This window comes from Mycobacterium gordonae (assembly GCF_002101675.1).
Taxonomy (GTDB): Bacteria; Actinomycetota; Actinomycetes; order Mycobacteriales; family Mycobacteriaceae; genus Mycobacterium; species Mycobacterium gordonae.
The window spans coordinates 28,121-45,243 of the sequence record NZ_LQOY01000005.1 but is presented as its reverse complement, the minus strand read 5'-3'; the positions used below and the strand labels follow the sequence as shown (position 1 = coordinate 45,243).

Below are 17,123 nucleotides of genomic sequence, written 5' to 3'. Positions count from 1 at the left end.
TTACCGGCGTTGCGCCGACGTATTACGCGCTGACTTTGCGTCGCTTGGTGTTCGACCGCGCCGTCGGCCGTGCCACCACCTCGGCCAGGAACTTGCCGGTGTAACTTTCCGGCACGGCGGCCACATCCTCCGGAGTCCCTTGCGCGACAACGGTTCCGCCGCCGGCGCCGCCTTCGGGCCCCATGTCCACGATCCAGTCCGAGGTCTTGATGACGTCCAGGTTGTGCTCGATCACGATGACCGTGTTGCCTTTGTCGACCAGGCCGTTGATCACCTTCAGCAGCTTGCGGATGTCGTCGAAATGCAGGCCGGTGGTGGGCTCGTCGAGAATGTAGATCGTCCGGCCGGTCGAGCGCTTCTGCAGTTCGGACGCCAACTTCACCCGTTGGGCCTCGCCACCGGACAGCGTCGGGGCGGGTTGCCCGAGTCGCACGTAACCCAGGCCGACGTCGACCAGTGTCCGCAGGTAGCGGTGGATCCCGCTGATCGGCTCGAAGAACTCCGCCGCCTCCTCGATCGACATGTCCAGCACCTCGGAGATGGTCTTGCCTTTGTAGTGCACCTCCAGGGTTTCCCGGTTGTAGCGGGCGCCCTGACAGACCTCGCACGGCACGTATACATCGGGCAGGAAGTTCATCTCGATCTTGATGGTGCCGTCGCCGGTACAGGCCTCGCAGCGGCCGCCCTTGACGTTGAACGAGAACCGGCCCGGTTGGTAGCCGCGCACTTTCGCTTCGGTGGTGGCGGCGAACAGCGTGCGGATCTTGTCGAAGACGCCGGTGTAGGTGGCCGGGTTGGATCGCGGGGTCCGGCCGATCGGCGACTGGTCGACCCGGACCAGCTTGTCCAGATGGTCCAGGCCGGTGACGCGGGTGTGCCGGCCGGGCACCTGTCGCGCACCGTTGAGACGGTTGGCCAGCACCGCGGCCAGGATGTCGTTCACCAAGGTGGATTTGCCGGAGCCGGATACGCCGGTCACCGACGTCAGGACCCCGAGCGGGAACGACACGTCGATGCCACGCAGGTTGTGTTCGCGGGCCCCCACGACGGTGATCTGGCGCTTGCGGTCGGTCGGCCGCCGCAGCGCGGGCATCTCGATGCTTTCCCGTCCGGACAGATAGGCGCCGGTGATCGAGTCTGGATTGGTCAGTAGCTCGCTGTAGGGACCGCTGTGCACGATGAGGCCGCCGTGTTCGCCGGCCCTGGGGCCGATGTCGACGATCCAGTCGGCGTGCTCGATGGTGTCCTCGTCGTGTTCGACGACGATCAGGGTGTTGCCCAGATCCCTGAGCCTCGTGAGGGTTTCGATGAGCCGACGGTTGTCTCGCTGGTGCAGCCCGATGGACGGCTCGTCGAGCACGTAAAGCACACCGACGAGGCCGGAGCCGATCTGGGTGGCCAGGCGAATGCGTTGCGCCTCTCCCCCGGACAGCGTGGCGGCCGCCCGCGACAGCGACAGGTACTCCAGGCCGACGTCGAGCAGGAATCCCAACCGCGATTGGATCTCCTTGAGCACCTGCCCGGCGATCGCCGCCTCGCGGGTGCCCAGGGTGAGCGCATTCAGAAAATCCGAGCAATCGGCGATCGAGAGCTCACAGACTTCGGCGATGGACTTCGGGCCGTACTCCCCCGCGGTCAGCATCACCGCCAGGATCTCCGGCTTGAGCCGCGTGCCCTCACACTCCGGGCACGGAATGTCCCGCATGAAGCCCTCGTAACGCTCCTTCATCTGCTCGGATTCGGTTTGAGCCATCTTGCGCTGCAGGAACGCCAGTACGCCTTCGAACTCCGCGTAATACGACCGGGTACGCCCGTAGCGGTTGCGGTACCGCACGTGCACCTGTTGGTCGGCGCCCTCGAGAATCGCCTTGCGCGCTCTGGCCGGCAGCTTGCGCCACGGGGTGTCGACGTCGAACCCAAGCGCGTCGCCGAGGCCGGCCATCATCCGGGTGAAGTACTCGGCGGTGTGGCCGGACGACCAGGGCGCTACCGCGCCCTCGGCCAGGGTGAGGTCCGGGTCGGGCACCACCAGGTCCGGATCGACCTCCTTGTGGATGCCCAGGCCAACGCACTCGGGGCAGGCGCCGTAGGGCGAGTTGAAGGAGAAGGACCGCGGTTCCAGGTCGTCGACGGCCAGCGCGTGCCCGTTCGGGCAGGCGAGCTTCTCGGAAAACCGCTGCTCACGTGAATGTCCCGGCTGGTCATGCCGTTCCTCGTCGGGGAATTCCAGCACGACGATGCCGTCGGCCAGATTCAGAGCCGTCTCGACCGAGTCGGTGAGCCGCTGCTTGGCGCTGGCTTTGACGGTGAGGCGGTCCACCACCACCTCGATGTCGTGCTTCTCCTGCTTTTTCAGTTTCGGTGGGTCGGTCAGCGGGTGCACCACACCGTCGACCCGCACCCGGCTGTAGCCCTGGGCGTTGAGCTTGTCGAACAGGTCGGCGAACTCCCCCTTGCGGGTTCGCACCACCGGGGCCAGGACCAGGAACCGGATGCCCTCCTCCATGGCCAGCACCTGGTCGACGATTTGCTGGGGCGTCTGACGCGCGATCCGCTCGCCACAGGTCGGGCAGTGCGGCGTGCCGGCGCGCGCGTACAACAGGCGCAGGTAGTCGTACACCTCGGTGATCGTGCCGACCGTCGAGCGCGGGTTGCGGTTGGTCGACTTCTGGTCGATGGACACCGCCGGCGACAGTCCTTCGATGAAGTCGACGTCCGGCTTGTCCATCTGTCCCAGGAACTGCCGGGCGTAGGCCGACAGCGATTCCACGTAGCGCCGCTGCCCTTCGGCAAAAATCGTGTCGAACGCCAGCGAGGACTTGCCCGACCCGGACAGCCCGGTGAAGACGATCAAGGCATCCCGGGGTAGGTCAAGGTCGACGCTACGCAAATTGTGCTCGCGTGCGCCCTTGACGATGAGGCGGTCAGCCACGCTGCCCCTTTCAGCTGAAACTCGTGTCGCCCTGGTCATGAACAGCCAGAGCGCGGGCCGCATTCCATGCTAGGTCGCCCCACCGACAAGCTCCCCAGCCAGCCGTCACCAAGTAGCGTGCAGGGGTATGACCGCTTCCCAGCTCAGCGACGACTACACCGGACACGTCGAACCGGGCACGGCGGCCCGGCGCACGCTGCCCGGAGCGACGATCGTCAAGGCCTCGGTGGGCCCCATGGACAACAACGCTTACCTGGTCACCTGTTCCGCGACCGGAGAAACCCTGCTGATCGACGCCGCAAACGACGCCGACGTGCTGATCGACCTGATACGACGGTACGCGCCGACGTTATCGCTGATTCTGACCAGCCACCAACACTTCGACCACTGGCAGGCCTTGGAAGCCGTCGCCGAGGCCACCGGTGCGCCGACGGCCGCTCACGAGATCGACGCCGAGCCCCTTCCGGTCCGGCCCGATCGTTTGCTGGCCAACGGCGACACGGTGCGGATCGGTGAGCTGACGTTCGACGTCATCCATCTCCGGGGACATACCCCGGGATCGGTCGCGCTGGCCTTGGACGGACCCGCAACCGGCGGCGTGACCCACCTGTTCACCGGCGACTGCCTGTTCCCGGGTGGTGTCGGAAAGACCTGGCAGCCCGGGGACTTCGAGCAACTGCTCGACGACGTCACCACCCGGGTGTTCGACGTGTACGACGACTCCACCGTGATCTACCCCGGCCACGGCGATGACACCGTCCTCGGCGCCGAACGCCCGCATATCCAGGAGTGGCGCGAACGCGGCTGGTGAAGCCCAGGCTCTACGTCGTGTGCACGATGAGGACGTCGACCTTGGCCTTGCGGGAGACGTTGGCCGGTACCGAACCCAGCAGCCGGCCCGCAATGGTGCTCAGACCGACATTGCCGACCACCAGCAGGTCGGCTTTCTCCGACTCGGCCAGTTGCACCAGAGCGTCCACCGGAGCACCCTCGATCGCACGCTCCTCGACGTTCTTGGCGCCGGCGTTGTGCGCCCGCTCCTTGGCGTCGTGCAGGATCTCGTAGATCGGGCCGGTGCCGGTGACCTTGTAGCTTTCGCTCTTCAGCGCGTCGACGGCGCGAGCGTCCTCGTGTTGCGGCAAGTACGCCGACGCGATGATCAATTTGGCGTCCGCCCCCGCGATCGCGGCTGCCCTGTCGACCGCGCGCAGCGACGAATCCGAGCCGTCAGTCCCTACGACCACGGTTTGATAGGCGCTCATTTACCCTCCCAGGTGTCGGTGTCCGCCAACCCAAGACCCTATCGCGTTGCTGGACCCGGACGGGAGAGGTTTGCGGCGCGGGTCACGCCGGGACCTGCTCTGCACTTAAAGTTGAAAACAATCATGTCTGTGTCGATCGTGGAAAATCCTGTCGCTGACGACGCCGATCCGGCGCCCGCGGCACACCCAAGGGGGCATCTGCTCGACCCCTGGGTTATCGCTGTCCTGACCGCGGTCATCAGCGGGGCCTGGGCAGGCCGGCCGTCGCTGTGGTTCGACGAGGGCGCGACCATCACGGCCTCGGCCAGCCGCACCCTGCCGGAGCTGTGGAAGCTGCTCGGCCACATCGACGCCGTGCACGGCTTGTACTACCTGTTGATGCACGGCTGGTTCGCAATCTTTCCGGCGACGGAGTTCTGGTCACGGGTTCCCAGCGCGCTGGCCGTCGGCGCCGCAGCGGCGGGCGTGGTGGTTTTCGCCAAGCAGTTCTGCGGACGCACGACGGCGGTGTGCGCGGGTGCCGTCTTCGCAATCCTCCCGCGGATAACCTGGGCGGGCATCGAAGCCCGCTCGTCGGCGCTGGTGGTGGCGGTCGCGGCGTGGCTGACGGTGCTGGTGGTTGCCGCGGTGCGCCGCAATCGGGCGCGGCTCTGGGTGTCCTACGCACTGCTGTTGATGGTGGCGATTCTGGTCAACGTCAACATGGTGCTGTTGGTAGCGGTCTACGGCGCGATCCTGCCGCTGCTCTCGCCGCGCGGGGCGCGCAAGTGGCCGGCCATCTGGTTGAGCGTGGCGTCGGTGGTTGCTCTCGGGGCCATGACGCCGTTCATGCTGTTTGCTCACAAACAGGTGTGGCAGGTCGGATGGATCAACGGACTCAGTCGGAACCTGTTCCTGGACGTCGTGCACCGGCAGTACTTCGACCACAGCGTCCCGTTCGCAATCCTCTCGGGCGTTCTGGTCCTGGCCGCCGCGGCACTGCGCCTGGCCGGCAAGGCTCGCGCCGAAGCGGGCGCGGGCCGGCTATTGCTGGTCAGCGCCCTGTGGGTGGTGATTCCGACTGCTGCTGTCCTGATCTATTCGGCCGTCAGCGAACCGATCTACTATCCGCGCTACCTGATCTTCACCGCTCCCGGCGCGGCCGTCGTCCTCGCGATCTGCATAGTCGCGATCGCCCGCCGGCGCTGGCAGGTGGCCGGACTGGTGGTGGTCCTGGCCGTCGCCGCATTCCCCAACTACTACTTCACCCAGCGCGGGCCGTACGCCAAGGAAGGCTGGGACTACAGCCAGGTCGCCGATGTCATCAGCGCCCACGCCGCCCCCGGCGATTGTCTGCTGGTCGACAACACGGTGCCGTGGCGGCCGGGCCCGATCCGGGCGCTGCTCGCGAGCAGACCCGCGGCGTTCCGGTCGCTGATCGACGTCGAGCGCGGTTTCTACGGGCCCAAGGTCGGTGCGTTGTGGGACGGTCACGTCGCGGTGTGGCTGACGACGGCGAAGATCAACAAATGTCCCACCCTGTGGACGATCACCAACCGGGACAAGTCCCTGCCGGATCATCAAGTGGGGCAAGCGTTGTCGCCTGGAACGGCGTTTGGGCGGGCACCGGTATACCTGTTCCCCAGCTATCTCGGCTTCCACATCGTGGAGCGCTGGCAGTTCCACTACTCCCAGGTCGTCAAGTCAAGCCGCTGACCGCCGGTCGCGATGAGTCGCCTGGTAGGAGGCGATGAAGCCGAGCGCGGCCAGCCCGGTGAACACCGAGAACAACCAGCGCGCGGACGTTACTTCTCCGCCCGGCGCGGTATTGACCACGACACCGGCCAGGCCCGCGCCGAAGGCCCCGGAGCTGAGCTGAATGATGTTGATCGCGGCCGCCGCCGCGCTGCTTTCGGCCGGATCGTCGACCGCCGTCATGGCCCGGACCGCCAGGTGCGGCCACGCCATCCCGATACCCGCCCCGGTGATCAACAGGGCCAGCGCCCAGACCGCCACAATGCCGAGCGGCGCGTAGGGGCGCTGGGTCGCCGCGCCTAGGGCCAGACCTGTCGCCATCACCAGCGGCGCGGCCGCAACGACATGGCCGATCACCTGGCGATTGGTCAGCGACGCACTGGCGATCTCGCCGATCGTCCATCCGGTGGCCAGGGCCGCGCCGAGAAAGCCGGCCTCCACCGGACTCAGGTCCGCAAGCTGCTGACCGAACAGCGGCACGTAGGTGTTGGCCATCGCCGCGACCATCTGCACGGCCATCGTCAGGTAAATCCACTTCAACGGCCCGGGGCCGAATACACTGCGCGGCAACACCGCAACGTGCATCCGCCAGTCGACGATGAGGAACACGACGACCAGGAGCACCGCGGCGGCCAGCAGCCCCAGGGTCTGCACCAGGTAGTGCGGAAGGGCAGCGACGCTGACGGCAAGAGCGGCGGCCCCCATCAACAGCAGCGACCAGATGGGCACCGCGCGGGTCGGCTTCTCATCCTCGGAACCTGGCCCTCGCGCAGTGACTACCTTCACCACCAGCGCGGCCATCAGCCCGGCCGCCAGACCCATCGCCACGAACGCCCACCGCCACAGTCCGAACTGGGCGAAGAATCCGCCCGCGGTCGGTCCGATCAGTGTTGCGACGCCCCACATCGTCGACACCAGAGCCGAGCCGCGCGTCCACAGCGGACGCGGTAGGGCGGTGTTGATCAGCGCGTACCCCAAACCTGCCAGCAAGCCACCGGCCACCCCCTGCAGCATGCGCCCCGCCACCAGGACTTCCATCCTGGGAGCCAGCGCCGAGACCAGCCCGGCGAGCCCGAACACGGTGAGCCCCATCAGATATGACAATCGCGCTCCGACCCGCAGCAACATCGGATTGACGGTGGTGGCCGCGACCACCGAACCGATCAGATACAGCGTCGTGGCCCAGGAGAACAGCCGATCGCCACCGATGTCGGCGACGATGCTCGGAAGCATGCTGACGGTGAGGAACTCGTTGGTGGCATACAGCGCAACGCCGCCGGCCAACACGGTGCAGGTACCCAGGTGCTGCCTGAACAGCTCACGCCAGCTGCCGGTCTCGCTGACCGCCTCCGTCACTGCTCCACCGTATAGAAGGTCCGGTGCCCTACGGCCGCAATTCAGCCGCCGATGGCGGCGCCGGCCGTCGAGCGCCGCGAGTCGCCCGATAGGACGCCAGCACTCCGAGCGCCGCCAAGACGGTGAAGACCGCATACAGCCAGCGGGCCTCCATCAGCTCACCGCCGCTGGCGGAGTTCACCACTACGCCCGCCACGCCCGCGCCGAATGCCGCCGAGATCAGCTGCACGGTGTTGATAGCCGCGGCCGCCGCACCGCTCTCGGACGGATCGTCGACGCAGTCCATGGCACGCGCCGACAGATGCGGCCACGCCATCCCGATGCCGGTGCCGGCGATCAGCAAGGCCACCGCCCACACCGCAATAAGACCGAGCGACGCGTCCGCGCGCTGGGTGACGGCACCGAACGCCAGCCCGGCGGCCATCAGCAGCGGCGCGACCAGGACGACGCGGTCGATCACCCGCGGTTTGCTCAGCGACGCGCTGACGATTTCGCTGACCGTCCAGCCGACCGCAAGCGTGGCGCCGAGGAATCCGGCCGCCACCGGAGTCAGGTGCCCCAACCGCTGGCCGAACAACGGCACGTAGGTGTCCACCATCACGGCCATCATCAGCACGGCGAGAGTCAGGTATATCCATTTCAGCGGTCCGGCGCCGAACACGCTGGGCGGCAACACGGTTGCGCGGCTGCGCCGATCGACCAGCACGAACGCCACCAGCAGCGCTACCGCCACCGCGAGAAGCGCTGCGATGGCCACCGCGTGGCGGGGCAGCTGCGCGGCGCTGACCGCCAGCGCTGCCGCCCCGACCAGCAGCAACGACCCGACCGGTACCCGAAGAGGGGGCGCCGCCGGTTTGTGGGCGGGTGCAGGTGTCGCCGCCAGTACCGCGGGAACCAGAATCGCCAGCAGTGCCGCCAGAATGGCCATTGCGCCGAATGCCCAACGCCACAGTCCGAATTGGGCGAACAGCCCACCCATCGCCGGCCCGAGCACCGTCGCGACACCCCACATCGCCGAGACCAATGCCGAGCCGCGCGTCCACAGTTCGCGCGGTAGCGCGGCATTGATCAGCGCGTAACCGAGCCCGGCCAGGGTGCCCCCGGCGACCCCCTGCAGGGTGCGGCCGGCGATCAGCACCTGCATCGTCGGTGCCGCCGCACAGGCGACGCTGGCCAGCCCGAACACGGCCAGTCCCAGCAGAAACGACAAGCGCGCCCCGAAGCGGCGCAATAGCGAGTTGACGGTGGTGGCCGCGACCACCGACCCGACTAGGTACAAGGTGACCACCCACGCGTAGAGGCGGTCGCCGCCGATCTCGGCGATCGTGGAGGGCAACAGGCTTACGGTCAAGAACTCGTTGGTGGCATACATCGCCACGCCGCCGGCCAGCACTGTCGAAGTGCCCAGATGCCTGCCGAGCAGCTCACGCCAGCTCCCGGTCCCGCTCGTCGGCTGCGTCACTTCAGACCGGCGGCGTCCATCCCGCGCAGCTCCTTCTTGAGGTCGGCGATCTCGTCGCGGAACCGGGCGGCGAGCTCGAACTGCAGGTCGCGCGCGGCCGCCATCATCTGCGCGGTGAGGTCCTTGATCAGGTCCGCCAACTCGGCGCGCGGCATCGCGGAGGTGTCGCGGCCTTCGAACACGCCGGCGCTGACCGCCCGGCCGGCTTCGCCCGGCGCGCGCCGGCCACGGGATGCGTTGCGCCCGGACCCGCCGATCCCGACCTCGGTGTCGTCGGCCTCCCGGTAGACCTGGTCGAGGATGTCGGCGATCTTTTTCCGCAGCGGCTGCGGGTCGATGCCATTGGCCTCGTTGTAGGCGATCTGCTTGGCGCGTCGGCGTTCGGTCTCGTCAATCGCCTCTTTCATCGAATCGGTGATCTTGTCCGCGTACATGTGCACTTCGCCAGAGACATTGCGGGCCGCCCGGCCGATGGTCTGGATGAGGCTGCGCACCGAGCGCAGGAACCCCTCCTTGTCGGCGTCGAGGATCGACACCAACGACACCTCCGGCAGGTCCAGGCCCTCGCGAAGCAGGTTGATCCCGACCAGCACGTCGTACTCGCCCAGCCTCAGTTGGCGCAGCAGCTCGACCCGGCGCAGCGTGTCGACCTCGGAGTGCAGGTAACGGACCCGAATGCCCATCTCCAGCAGGTAGTCGGTGAGGTCCTCGGCCATCTTCTTGGTGAGGGTGGTGACCAGGACCCGCTCGTCCCGTTCGGTGCGTTTGCGGATCTCTCCGATGAGGTCGTCGATCTGCCCCTTGGTCGGCTTGACCACAACCTTGGGATCCACCAGGCCGGTCGGGCGGATCACCTGCTCGACGAACTCGCCGCCGGTCTGGCTGAGCTCGTAGGGTCCCGGCGTGGCGGACAGGTACACCGTCTGCCCGATCCGGTCGGCGAACTCCTCCCAGGTCAGAGGGCGGTTGTCGACCGCCGACGGCAGCCGGAACCCGTATTCGACCAGGTTGCGTTTGCGCGACATGTCGCCCTCGTACATGCCGCCGATCTGCGGCACGGTGACGTGCGATTCGTCGATGACCATCAAGAAGTCCTCGGGGAAGTAATCCAGCAGCGTGGCCGGAGGCGACCCGGGACCGCGACCGTCGATATGGCGCGAATAGTTCTCGATGCCCGAGCAGAACCCGACCTGCCGCATCATCTCGATGTCGTAGTTGGTGCGCATCCGCAGCCGCTGAGCTTCCAGCAGCTTGCCCTGCCCCTCCAGCTCGGCGAGCCGCTCGGCCAGCTCCTGCTCGATGGTCGAGATGGCCACTGCCATCCGTTCGGGACCGGCCACATAGTGGGTGGCCGGGAAGATGCGAAGCGAGTCGACCTGGCGGACCACGTCGCCGGTGAGCGGGTGCAGGTAGTACAGCGCCTCCACCTCGTCACCGAAGAATTCGATGCGCACGGCCAGCTCTTCGTACGACGGGATGATCTCTACGGTGTCGCCGCGCACCCGGAACGAGCCGCGGGTGAACGACAGGTCGTTGCGGGTGTACTGGACGTCGACCAGCAGCCGCAGCAGCCCATCGCGCGGCACTTCCATTCCGACCTGCAGTTCAACCGAGCGGTCCAGGTAGGACTGCGGCGTGCCCAGGCCGTAGATGCACGACACCGACGCCACCACCACCACGTCCCGGCGCGACAGCAGGCTCGAGGTCGCCGAGTGCCGCAACCGCTCGACGTCGTCGTTGATCGAGCTGTCTTTTTCGATGTAGGTGTCGGTCTGCGCGATGTACGCCTCGGGCTGGTAATAGTCGTAGTACGAGACGAAGTACTCGACTGCGTTGTGCGGCAACATCTCTCGCAGTTCGTTGGCCAGCTGGGCGGCCAGCGTCTTGTTCGGCGCCATCACCAGGGTGGGGCGCTGCAGCCGTTCGATCAGCCAGGCCGTGGTCGCCGACTTCCCGGTGCCGGTGGCACCGAGCAGCACCACGTCCCGCTCCCCCGACTTGATCCGGCGCTCCAGCTCGTCAATGGCGGCGGGCTGGTCCCCGGCGGGTTGGTGCGGGCTGACGACCTCGAACCGGGCACCGGAGCGCACGACCTCGTCCACGGCGCGGTATTCGGAGTGGGCGACTACTGGGTGTTCAGTGGCGAAAGCCATGATCGCCAGGGTAGTCGGCACCACCGACAAGCCACCGGGTGCGACTAAGCGCCCGGCTCAGCGGTGACGGGTCCACATCCGGGTTACCGGGTCGCATTCGATGAGGTAACCGTCGTTCGACGCCGACACCGCGAACACCGGGATATCCGGCCGGTCGCAGGTGCTCCCGGCGGCGTGCACACCCGTTGTGATCGGCGCTTTCTCCCAGGTGTTGCCCTCGCAGACGACCTGCTCGTTGCTGGTCTGGTCATAACCGAGCTTGTCCACGTCGCTGCAGACTCCGCCCAGCACGGGCGGCATCGGCGGGGTTGCCGGAACGGCGTTCGCACCGACCACCTTGGCTGGATCGCCGAGAACCACGTTGGCCGGCACATCACCGACCCGGGTCGCCACCACGGGGACCCGCAGGACCGCGCCCTGCGCACCGCACTCGTTGCTGCCGACGGTCTCGGTCTGCACGCCACGCAGGGTGCCGTCAGCCTGTGGGGCCACCGACAGCGCGACGGTCTCCTGCTGGGTGGTACCGTCCGCCGCCTGATTGGCCTGTCGGCACCCCACCCGCAGCTGTTGCGGCGCGCCCTGCCAGTAGCCCGCGACAAACCGCAGGGTGTTGTTCTGACCGCCGCCGGTGGTGTCGGGGAATTGGTGGGTGGCGTCGTCCAGCCGAACTCCGGTGGCGCCACACCCGCTGGTGGTGCATGCAGAGCGGAAGGCCCACCAGTAGGTAGTGCCGCCGTCGTGGCGGATCGGGGTGCCGTTCGTGGTGCGCTTGGCCCGGTCAAGGTCGAGCCGATAGGTGCCGTCCAGCACCCGGCCGGACGGTGCGGCCAGTGCCGCGGGCGGTGCCGGAGCAGCGGGTCGGGCGGCCAGTGACGGGTTGGGCTGAGACAGGTCGGTCTGGAAGCTGTACAGCGTCGACCAGGTCGCCGCTACCGCGATCAGCACGGCACAGAGCAGGGCGGCCGCCATCCGGACGCGCGGCGGAACCTTCCGCCCTGCGACCGCACCCCGATCGCTCCCGGGTGGGCTTGCCTGGGCGCCCTCATCCGAGCCCGCATGGACCGCGGCGGCGAACAGCCGGCACCGCTCGAACCGGTCGCCCGGTTTCTTCGCCAGCGCTCTGGCGAACACGGCGTCCAAATGGGCCAGATCCGGACGGTGGTCACTGAGCCGGGGCGGCTCGTCGTGCAGATGCTGGCTGATGACGGCGACCGAATTCGGGTTGCGGAACGGCGGAGCCCCGGTGAGAAGGTGAAATGCCGTGGCAGCTAGGGCGTATTGGTCCGCCCTCCGGTCGATGTTGGCCCCCGCCAACTGTTCGGGCGCCGCGTAGGCGACGGTTCCGACCGCCACATTGGTCTGAGTGATTCCACTGATGTCCGCGAGGTGGCGGGCAACGCCGAAATCCGCCAACAGAATTCGGCGCTCCTGGCTGTGCGGGTCCACGTCGGGGTGGGTGAGCAGGATGTTGGCGGGCTTGACATCGCGGTGCAGCAGTCCGCGGTCGTGGGCGTAATCCAACGCTCCGGCAACGGCGTCCAGTATCGCGCATACCTCGCCGATCGGCATTCCTTGCGGGTGCGCCTCTTTCACCAAGCGGGATGCGTCGGTGCCTTCGACGTAATCCATGGAAATCCAGAGCTGCCCCTGGAATTCGCCGCGGTCGTGCACGCCGACGATGTGCGGGTGCCATAACGTCGCCGCGAGATCGGCTTCGCGGTTGAATCTTTCGCGGAATTCGGTGTCCGCGGTGACCCCTTCGGCAAGCACCTTGATCACGTCGCGGCGCGGGAGCCGCGGATGCAGCGCGAGGTAGACCTCGGCCATCCCGCCGGCGCCCAGCTGCCGCAGGATGGTGTAGCCGGCGAACGGCGCACCGCGGGCCATTGCCGGTCGCAACGGGGAGCTGGGCGCGGAACCGGATGCGGAACCCCGGGCAGGGTCGTGTCGCCGACGGCGCGTGACGGTTGTCACGAGGCCTCGGCCGGCCTGGAGCCCAGACCTGAGACGCCGGGTGGCGCCCAGTCGTTCTTCCATCCGCAAAATTCCCCTCCTCCATTGGCATGATGCATGAAAAGCATTGGCGCAGGACGGGATGCAAGCTATGAAGCAGCTATGTATGACCGCTCGCGACACATAGGAACGTCACAGCTGGGACACAACCAGCAACGCGATGGCGGGCTAATCTGGGTACGGTGAGTCGACCAGCCCCGCCGTCATTGACGATTCGGCACGACGGGTCCCATTGTTCTTTTGCCCCAGGCTATGAGGTGGTCGTCGGGCGCGATCTGCACGCCGATCTGCGCATCCCGGACCCGCGCATCTCCCGCGCGCATCTGATCCTGCGCTTCGATCAGGGCCGTTGGCTGGCGATCGACAACGGCTCGCTGAACGGTACCTACGTCAACGGTTACCGGATGCCCGTCGTCGATATTCACGACGGTCAGAGCATCAACGTCGGTAATCCCGCCGGGCCGCGGTTGACCTTCGAGATCGGTCGGCAGCGGGGCCCAGCCGGCCGGCCGCACAGCACATTCCAGGTGCGGCACGACAGCGGTCCGCCCACCCAGGCGTGGTCGGTGGGCGCGGCGCGGCCGCAGCCGAACGGGCGCCCGGTCCCACCGCCTAGGCGGCCGGCCGCGCCGCCGTTACCACCGGAGGAAATCACCACCGTCAACGCCGGACCGCCGCTCGCCGATCTCACGGTGATCGACGCCAAGTCCGCCGACGTATCCGGCCTGGCCACGCGAATGGTCAGGATCCTGTCACCCCGATCGGCAGGCATCGCGGGGGCACCGAAATCGACCGGTGTGATCAGCATCGGCCGGGCCAACGACAACGACATCGTCGTGTCCGACGTACTGGCCAGCCGCCAGCACGCCACCCTGCGTACGACACCGCTGGGCACCGAGATCCAAGATCGCAGCGTCAACGGAACTTTCGTCAACGGAACCCGGGTGGGCTCGGCGATCCTGTCCCAGGGTGACGTGGTCACCATCGGCAACGTCGACCTGCAGTTCAGCGACGGCACACTCGTCCCGCGAGACGAAAGGGCAACCCGCACCGGCGGTCTCGAGGTACGCGGGGTGAATTACACAGTCGACAACGGCAAACAGCTGCTCGACGGCATCTCACTGACCGCCCGGCCCGGAACGCTGACCGCCGTCATCGGCGGGTCAGGCGCCGGTAAGAGCACGTTGGCACGCCTGATCGCCGGGTACGCCCGCCCCAGTAAGGGCTCCGTCAGCTTTGAAGGTCATGACGTGCACGGCGAATACGCGTCGCTGCGCAGCCGGATCGGGATGGTCCCCCAGGACGACGTGGTGCACCGCCAGCTGACCGTGCACCAGGCGCTCGGATACGCGGCCGAGTTGCGGCTGCCGCCGGACACCAGCAAATCCGACCGTGCCCGGGTGGTGGCTCAGGTTCTCGACGAACTCGATCTGACCAAACACGCCGATACGCGGGTGGACAAGCTGTCCGGTGGCCAGCGCAAACGGGCGTCCGTTGCACTGGAACTACTCACCGGCCCGTCACTGCTGATTCTCGATGAGCCCACCTCGGGTCTGGACCCGGCCCTCGACCACCAGGTCATGACGATGTTGCGCCAGTTGGCAGACGCTGGCCGGGTGGTGATCGTGGTCACCCACATGTTGTCGTACCTGGACATCTGCGATCAGCTGCTGCTGGTGGCGCCGGGCGGCAAGACCGCGTATTGCGGTCCGCCCGACCAGATTGGTGACGCCATGGGCACCACCAATTGGGCCAAGATCTTCGGTCAGGTGGGCGCCGATCCGGCCGCAGCTAACCGCCGGTTCCTGGAACGCAGCCGGTCTCTGGATCGACCGGGTCCCGAGTCTGTACCCGCGGACCTCGGGGAACCGGTGCACACCAGCGTGCGGCGGCAGATCTCGACCGTCGCCCGGCGCCAGGTTCGGTTGGTGGTCGCCGACCGCGCCTCCTTCGTGTTCCTGGCGCTGTTGCCGTTTATTCTCGGCGCATTGTCGCTGACGGTGCCGGGCTCGAACGGATTCCGCGTGGTCGGCGAGCATGGCGGCACTCCGGACGAATCCGCGCAGATATTGAACCTGCTGCTGCTGGCCGCGGCGTTCATGGGCACTGCTCTGACGATCCGCGACCTGGTCGGCGAGCGGGCGATCTTCCAGCGCGAACAGGCGGTGGGTTTGTCGACCACGGCGTACCTAGTGGCCAAGGCGGCGGTGTTCTGCGTGTTCGCCGTCGCTCAGGCGGCGGTCGCCACCGCCATCGTCGTCGCGGGGAAAGGCCCACCCACCCGCGGTGGCTTGGTGCTCGGACACGGAACCGTGGCGGCCACGTTCGAGTTATTTTTCACGGTCGCGGCCACCTGCGTGGCGTCGGCAGTACTGGGCTTGGGCATTTCGGCCGTGGTCCGTTCCACCGAGCAGATCATGCCGTTGTTCGTGGTGTCGATCATGGCACAGCTGGTGTTGTGCGGCGGAATGGTGCCGGTAACCAATCGGATTGTGCTGGAACAGGTTTCCACAGTGGTACCGGCCCGGTGGGGTTACGCCGCCGCCGCGTCGACGGTAGACGTGCGGGCTTTGGTGCCCGGCTCGCTGCTCCCCCAGGACAGGTTCTGGCAGCACACGTCCAAAATCTGGTTACTTGACATGGGCACGCTGGCCGCCTTGTCGGTGTTCTATGCCTGCTTCGTGCGGTGGAAACTGCGGCTTCGCAGGTAAGGTGACGTCATCCACCCACCGAAGCACGAGACATTCGACCTGGCCGCCCGCACCAACACCGACCCCAAGGGCATCGTGCGGGCGGTGGACGAGTACGCCGTGCATCCTTGGGGGCTTTACCTAGCCCGGCCCACGCCGGGCCGCGACCAGTTCCACTACCTGCAATCATGGCTGCTGCCGTCACTGGGTCTGCGCGCGACGGTGTTTCACTTCAACCCAGGTCACGAACGCGACCATGACCACTACCTCGACATCGGGGAATACGTCCCGGGTGAGACGGTGTGGCGTTCGGAGGACCATTACCTGGATATCGAGGTCCGCACCGGGAGCGGTGCGGAATTAGCGGACGTCGACGAGCTATTGGACGCCGTGCACCAAGGATTGCTGAGCCAGGATGTGGCTGAGCTGGCGATCCGGCGCGCCGTGACAGCCATTGACGGGTTGGCGCGCAACGGGTATGACCTGACGCATTGGCTGGCGGGCGAAGGAATAACCCTCCGCTGGCGCGACGATTAACGCGAAAATGTAATCGGTTCAACAGTTTTCCCGGTCAGCACCCGGGTACCCCAGGACCCATGTTTTTGAGCAGGTATGGGTCGGGTGGCCGGCACCGACGACAGCGACGCATTCCGACTGACCGCCCGTGCTTCGTCGTTCAGCATCAATTGGCTCACAGCGATCACTACGACTTTCGTCTGGAGATCGACGGAGTTCTGGTGTCGTGGAAGATCAGTGACGGCCCAGCGATCGGCCCCACTGATCAGCGGATGGCCCGGCGCACCGAAGACCATCCGCTGGAGTATGCGACGTTCGAGGGAATCGTCCCCCAAGGCCGACGTGGACCCGACGGTGTCGTGGTCTGGGATCACGGCACGTATGCCAACGGAACTCGCCACGACATGGCGAAAGGGCTCGCGTGCGGCCACGTCTCGTTCCACTTGCGCGGCGACAAACTGCGCGGCCGCTACGCTATGACGCGGATCCGGGAGGGCGAAGAAGAAACGTGGCTGTTGGTCAGACGCCCTGAGGAGCACGCGCACAGCTACTCATGACGCGCGCCGCACCAGTTTGTGCCAGCGCCGCTGGCGATACCTGAAAAGCCCGTTCGCGATCACCACGACTGCACCGGTGAAAACTCCGGCGTCGATGTCGACGGTGTCGCTGTAACGACACGAATTCTCTTGCAGCGCTTCGACATGAAGAGTGTGGTTCCATGCTTTCAGGACTCCGCCGTGTTCCCGGGTGCGGATTGTTCCGCTGGCTTCGTCGACGTCGACGACCTCGATGGTGTGCCGGTAGGCCGGTATCACATGGCAAGCCATCAGCCATCCCGTACCACGTTCGCCCTGCCGCAATGGTTCGGTCCGGCCGGCCAGCGCGGGAAATCCGAACAGGCCTCTGCAGACGTAGAGGAACGTAGCCGGTGCGAGCATTGCCGACCATACATGATCGGCACTCGTGGGCAATACGGTCTCGACGTGCACGGTGCGCACGACCATC

General features: G+C 66.8%; 12 protein-coding genes. 5 read left to right on the top strand and 7 right to left on the bottom strand.

Features of this window, described 5'->3' with window-relative positions; genetic code table 11:
• Positions 1–22: 22 nt before the first annotated feature.
• On the bottom strand, positions 23–2,932 hold the full coding sequence (uvrA, locus tag AWC08_RS00440; protein WP_065137028.1) for an excinuclease ABC subunit UvrA: 2,910 nt from the start codon (positions 2,930–2,932) through the stop codon (positions 23–25).
• 127 nt (positions 2,933–3,059) lie between these two features.
• Between uvrA and AWC08_RS00435 the strand changes: the two genes are divergently transcribed.
• Positions 3,060–3,743 (top strand): MBL fold metallo-hydrolase, encoded by a 684-nt coding sequence (locus AWC08_RS00435; RefSeq protein ID WP_065137027.1) that lies wholly within the window; start codon positions 3,060–3,062, stop codon positions 3,741–3,743.
• Between the two features lie 10 nt (positions 3,744–3,753).
• Here AWC08_RS00435 and AWC08_RS00430 read toward each other — a convergent pair whose 3' ends face one another.
• Positions 3,754–4,194 carry a universal stress protein gene (locus AWC08_RS00430; protein ID WP_065137026.1) on the bottom strand — a complete coding sequence of 147 codons (441 nt, stop codon included), beginning with the start codon at positions 4,192–4,194 and terminating at the stop codon, positions 3,754–3,756.
• 123 nt (positions 4,195–4,317) lie between these two features.
• Here AWC08_RS00430 and AWC08_RS00425 point away from each other — a divergent pair, with 123 nt between their 5' ends.
• The gene (locus AWC08_RS00425) at positions 4,318–5,889 is read left to right on the top strand and encodes a mannosyltransferase (protein WP_069434159.1); all 1,572 of its coding nucleotides are present in this window, start codon (positions 4,318–4,320) and stop codon (positions 5,887–5,889) included.
• Here the strand turns inward: AWC08_RS00425 and AWC08_RS00420 are convergent.
• From AWC08_RS00420 to AWC08_RS00405, 4 genes are read right to left on the bottom strand one after another with little or no spacing between them, the layout of a single operon-like run.
• Positions 5,878–7,284 (bottom strand): MFS transporter, encoded by a 1,407-nt coding sequence (locus AWC08_RS00420; protein ID WP_065137024.1) that lies wholly within the window; start codon positions 7,282–7,284, stop codon positions 5,878–5,880. The two genes, AWC08_RS00425 and AWC08_RS00420, sit on opposite strands and share 12 nt — an antisense overlap.
• A gap of 28 nt (positions 7,285–7,312) precedes the next feature.
• Positions 7,313–8,746, bottom strand: coding sequence for an MFS transporter (locus AWC08_RS00415; protein ID WP_065137023.1), 1,434 nt, complete (start codon positions 8,744–8,746; stop codon positions 7,313–7,315).
• Entirely contained in the window at positions 8,743–10,899 is a 2,157-nt protein-coding gene (gene uvrB, locus AWC08_RS00410) for an excinuclease ABC subunit UvrB (RefSeq protein WP_065137049.1), read from the bottom strand. The genes AWC08_RS00415 and uvrB overlap by 4 nt, the downstream gene beginning before the upstream one ends.
• A 57-nt stretch (positions 10,900–10,956) precedes the next feature.
• Positions 10,957–12,936, bottom strand: a complete 1,980-nt coding sequence (locus AWC08_RS00405; RefSeq protein ID WP_069434410.1) for a serine/threonine-protein kinase — start codon at positions 12,934–12,936, stop codon at positions 10,957–10,959.
• Between the two features lie 158 nt (positions 12,937–13,094).
• Between AWC08_RS00405 and AWC08_RS00400 the strand changes: the two genes are divergently transcribed.
• The 3 genes from AWC08_RS00400 to AWC08_RS00390 all read left to right on the top strand — a co-directional run bounded on the left by AWC08_RS00400 (position 13,095) and on the right by AWC08_RS00390 (position 16,675).
• Positions 13,095–15,623, top strand: a complete 2,529-nt coding sequence (locus AWC08_RS00400) for an FHA domain-containing protein (RefSeq protein ID WP_178132165.1) — start codon at positions 13,095–13,097, stop codon at positions 15,621–15,623.
• Positions 15,624–15,698: 75 nt separating this feature from the next.
• Positions 15,699–16,139 carry a ribonuclease FAU-1 family protein gene (locus AWC08_RS00395; protein WP_065137020.1) on the top strand — a complete coding sequence of 147 codons (441 nt, stop codon included), beginning with the start codon at positions 15,699–15,701 and terminating at the stop codon, positions 16,137–16,139.
• A 59-nt stretch (positions 16,140–16,198) separates the two neighbouring features.
• Positions 16,199–16,675, top strand: a complete 477-nt coding sequence (locus tag AWC08_RS00390) for a DNA polymerase ligase N-terminal domain-containing protein (protein WP_065137019.1) — start codon at positions 16,199–16,201, stop codon at positions 16,673–16,675.
• Here the strand turns inward: AWC08_RS00390 and AWC08_RS39355 are convergent.
• Positions 16,670–17,116: a hypothetical protein gene (locus AWC08_RS39355; protein WP_065137048.1), complete on the bottom strand. Its 447-nt coding sequence runs from the start codon at positions 17,114–17,116 to the stop codon at positions 16,670–16,672. The two genes, AWC08_RS00390 and AWC08_RS39355, sit on opposite strands and share 6 nt — an antisense overlap.
• Between the last annotated feature and the right edge of the window lie 7 nt (positions 17,117–17,123).

Coding starts and splice junctions, on each gene's coding strand:
- uvrB (WP_065137049.1), bottom strand. CDS start 10,899: ATGGCTTTCGCCACTGAACACCCAGTAGTCGCCCACTCCGAATACCGC.
- AWC08_RS00435 (WP_065137027.1), top strand. CDS start 3,060: ATGACCGCTTCCCAGCTCAGCGACGACTACACCGGACACGTCGAACCG.
- AWC08_RS00405 (WP_069434410.1), bottom strand. CDS start 12,936: ATGGAAGAACGACTGGGCGCCACCCGGCGTCTCAGGTCTGGGCTCCAG.
- AWC08_RS00425 (WP_069434159.1), top strand. CDS start 4,318: ATGTCTGTGTCGATCGTGGAAAATCCTGTCGCTGACGACGCCGATCCG.
- AWC08_RS00390 (WP_065137019.1), top strand. CDS start 16,199: ATGTTTTTGAGCAGGTATGGGTCGGGTGGCCGGCACCGACGACAGCGA.
- AWC08_RS00430 (WP_065137026.1), bottom strand. CDS start 4,194: ATGAGCGCCTATCAAACCGTGGTCGTAGGGACTGACGGCTCGGATTCG.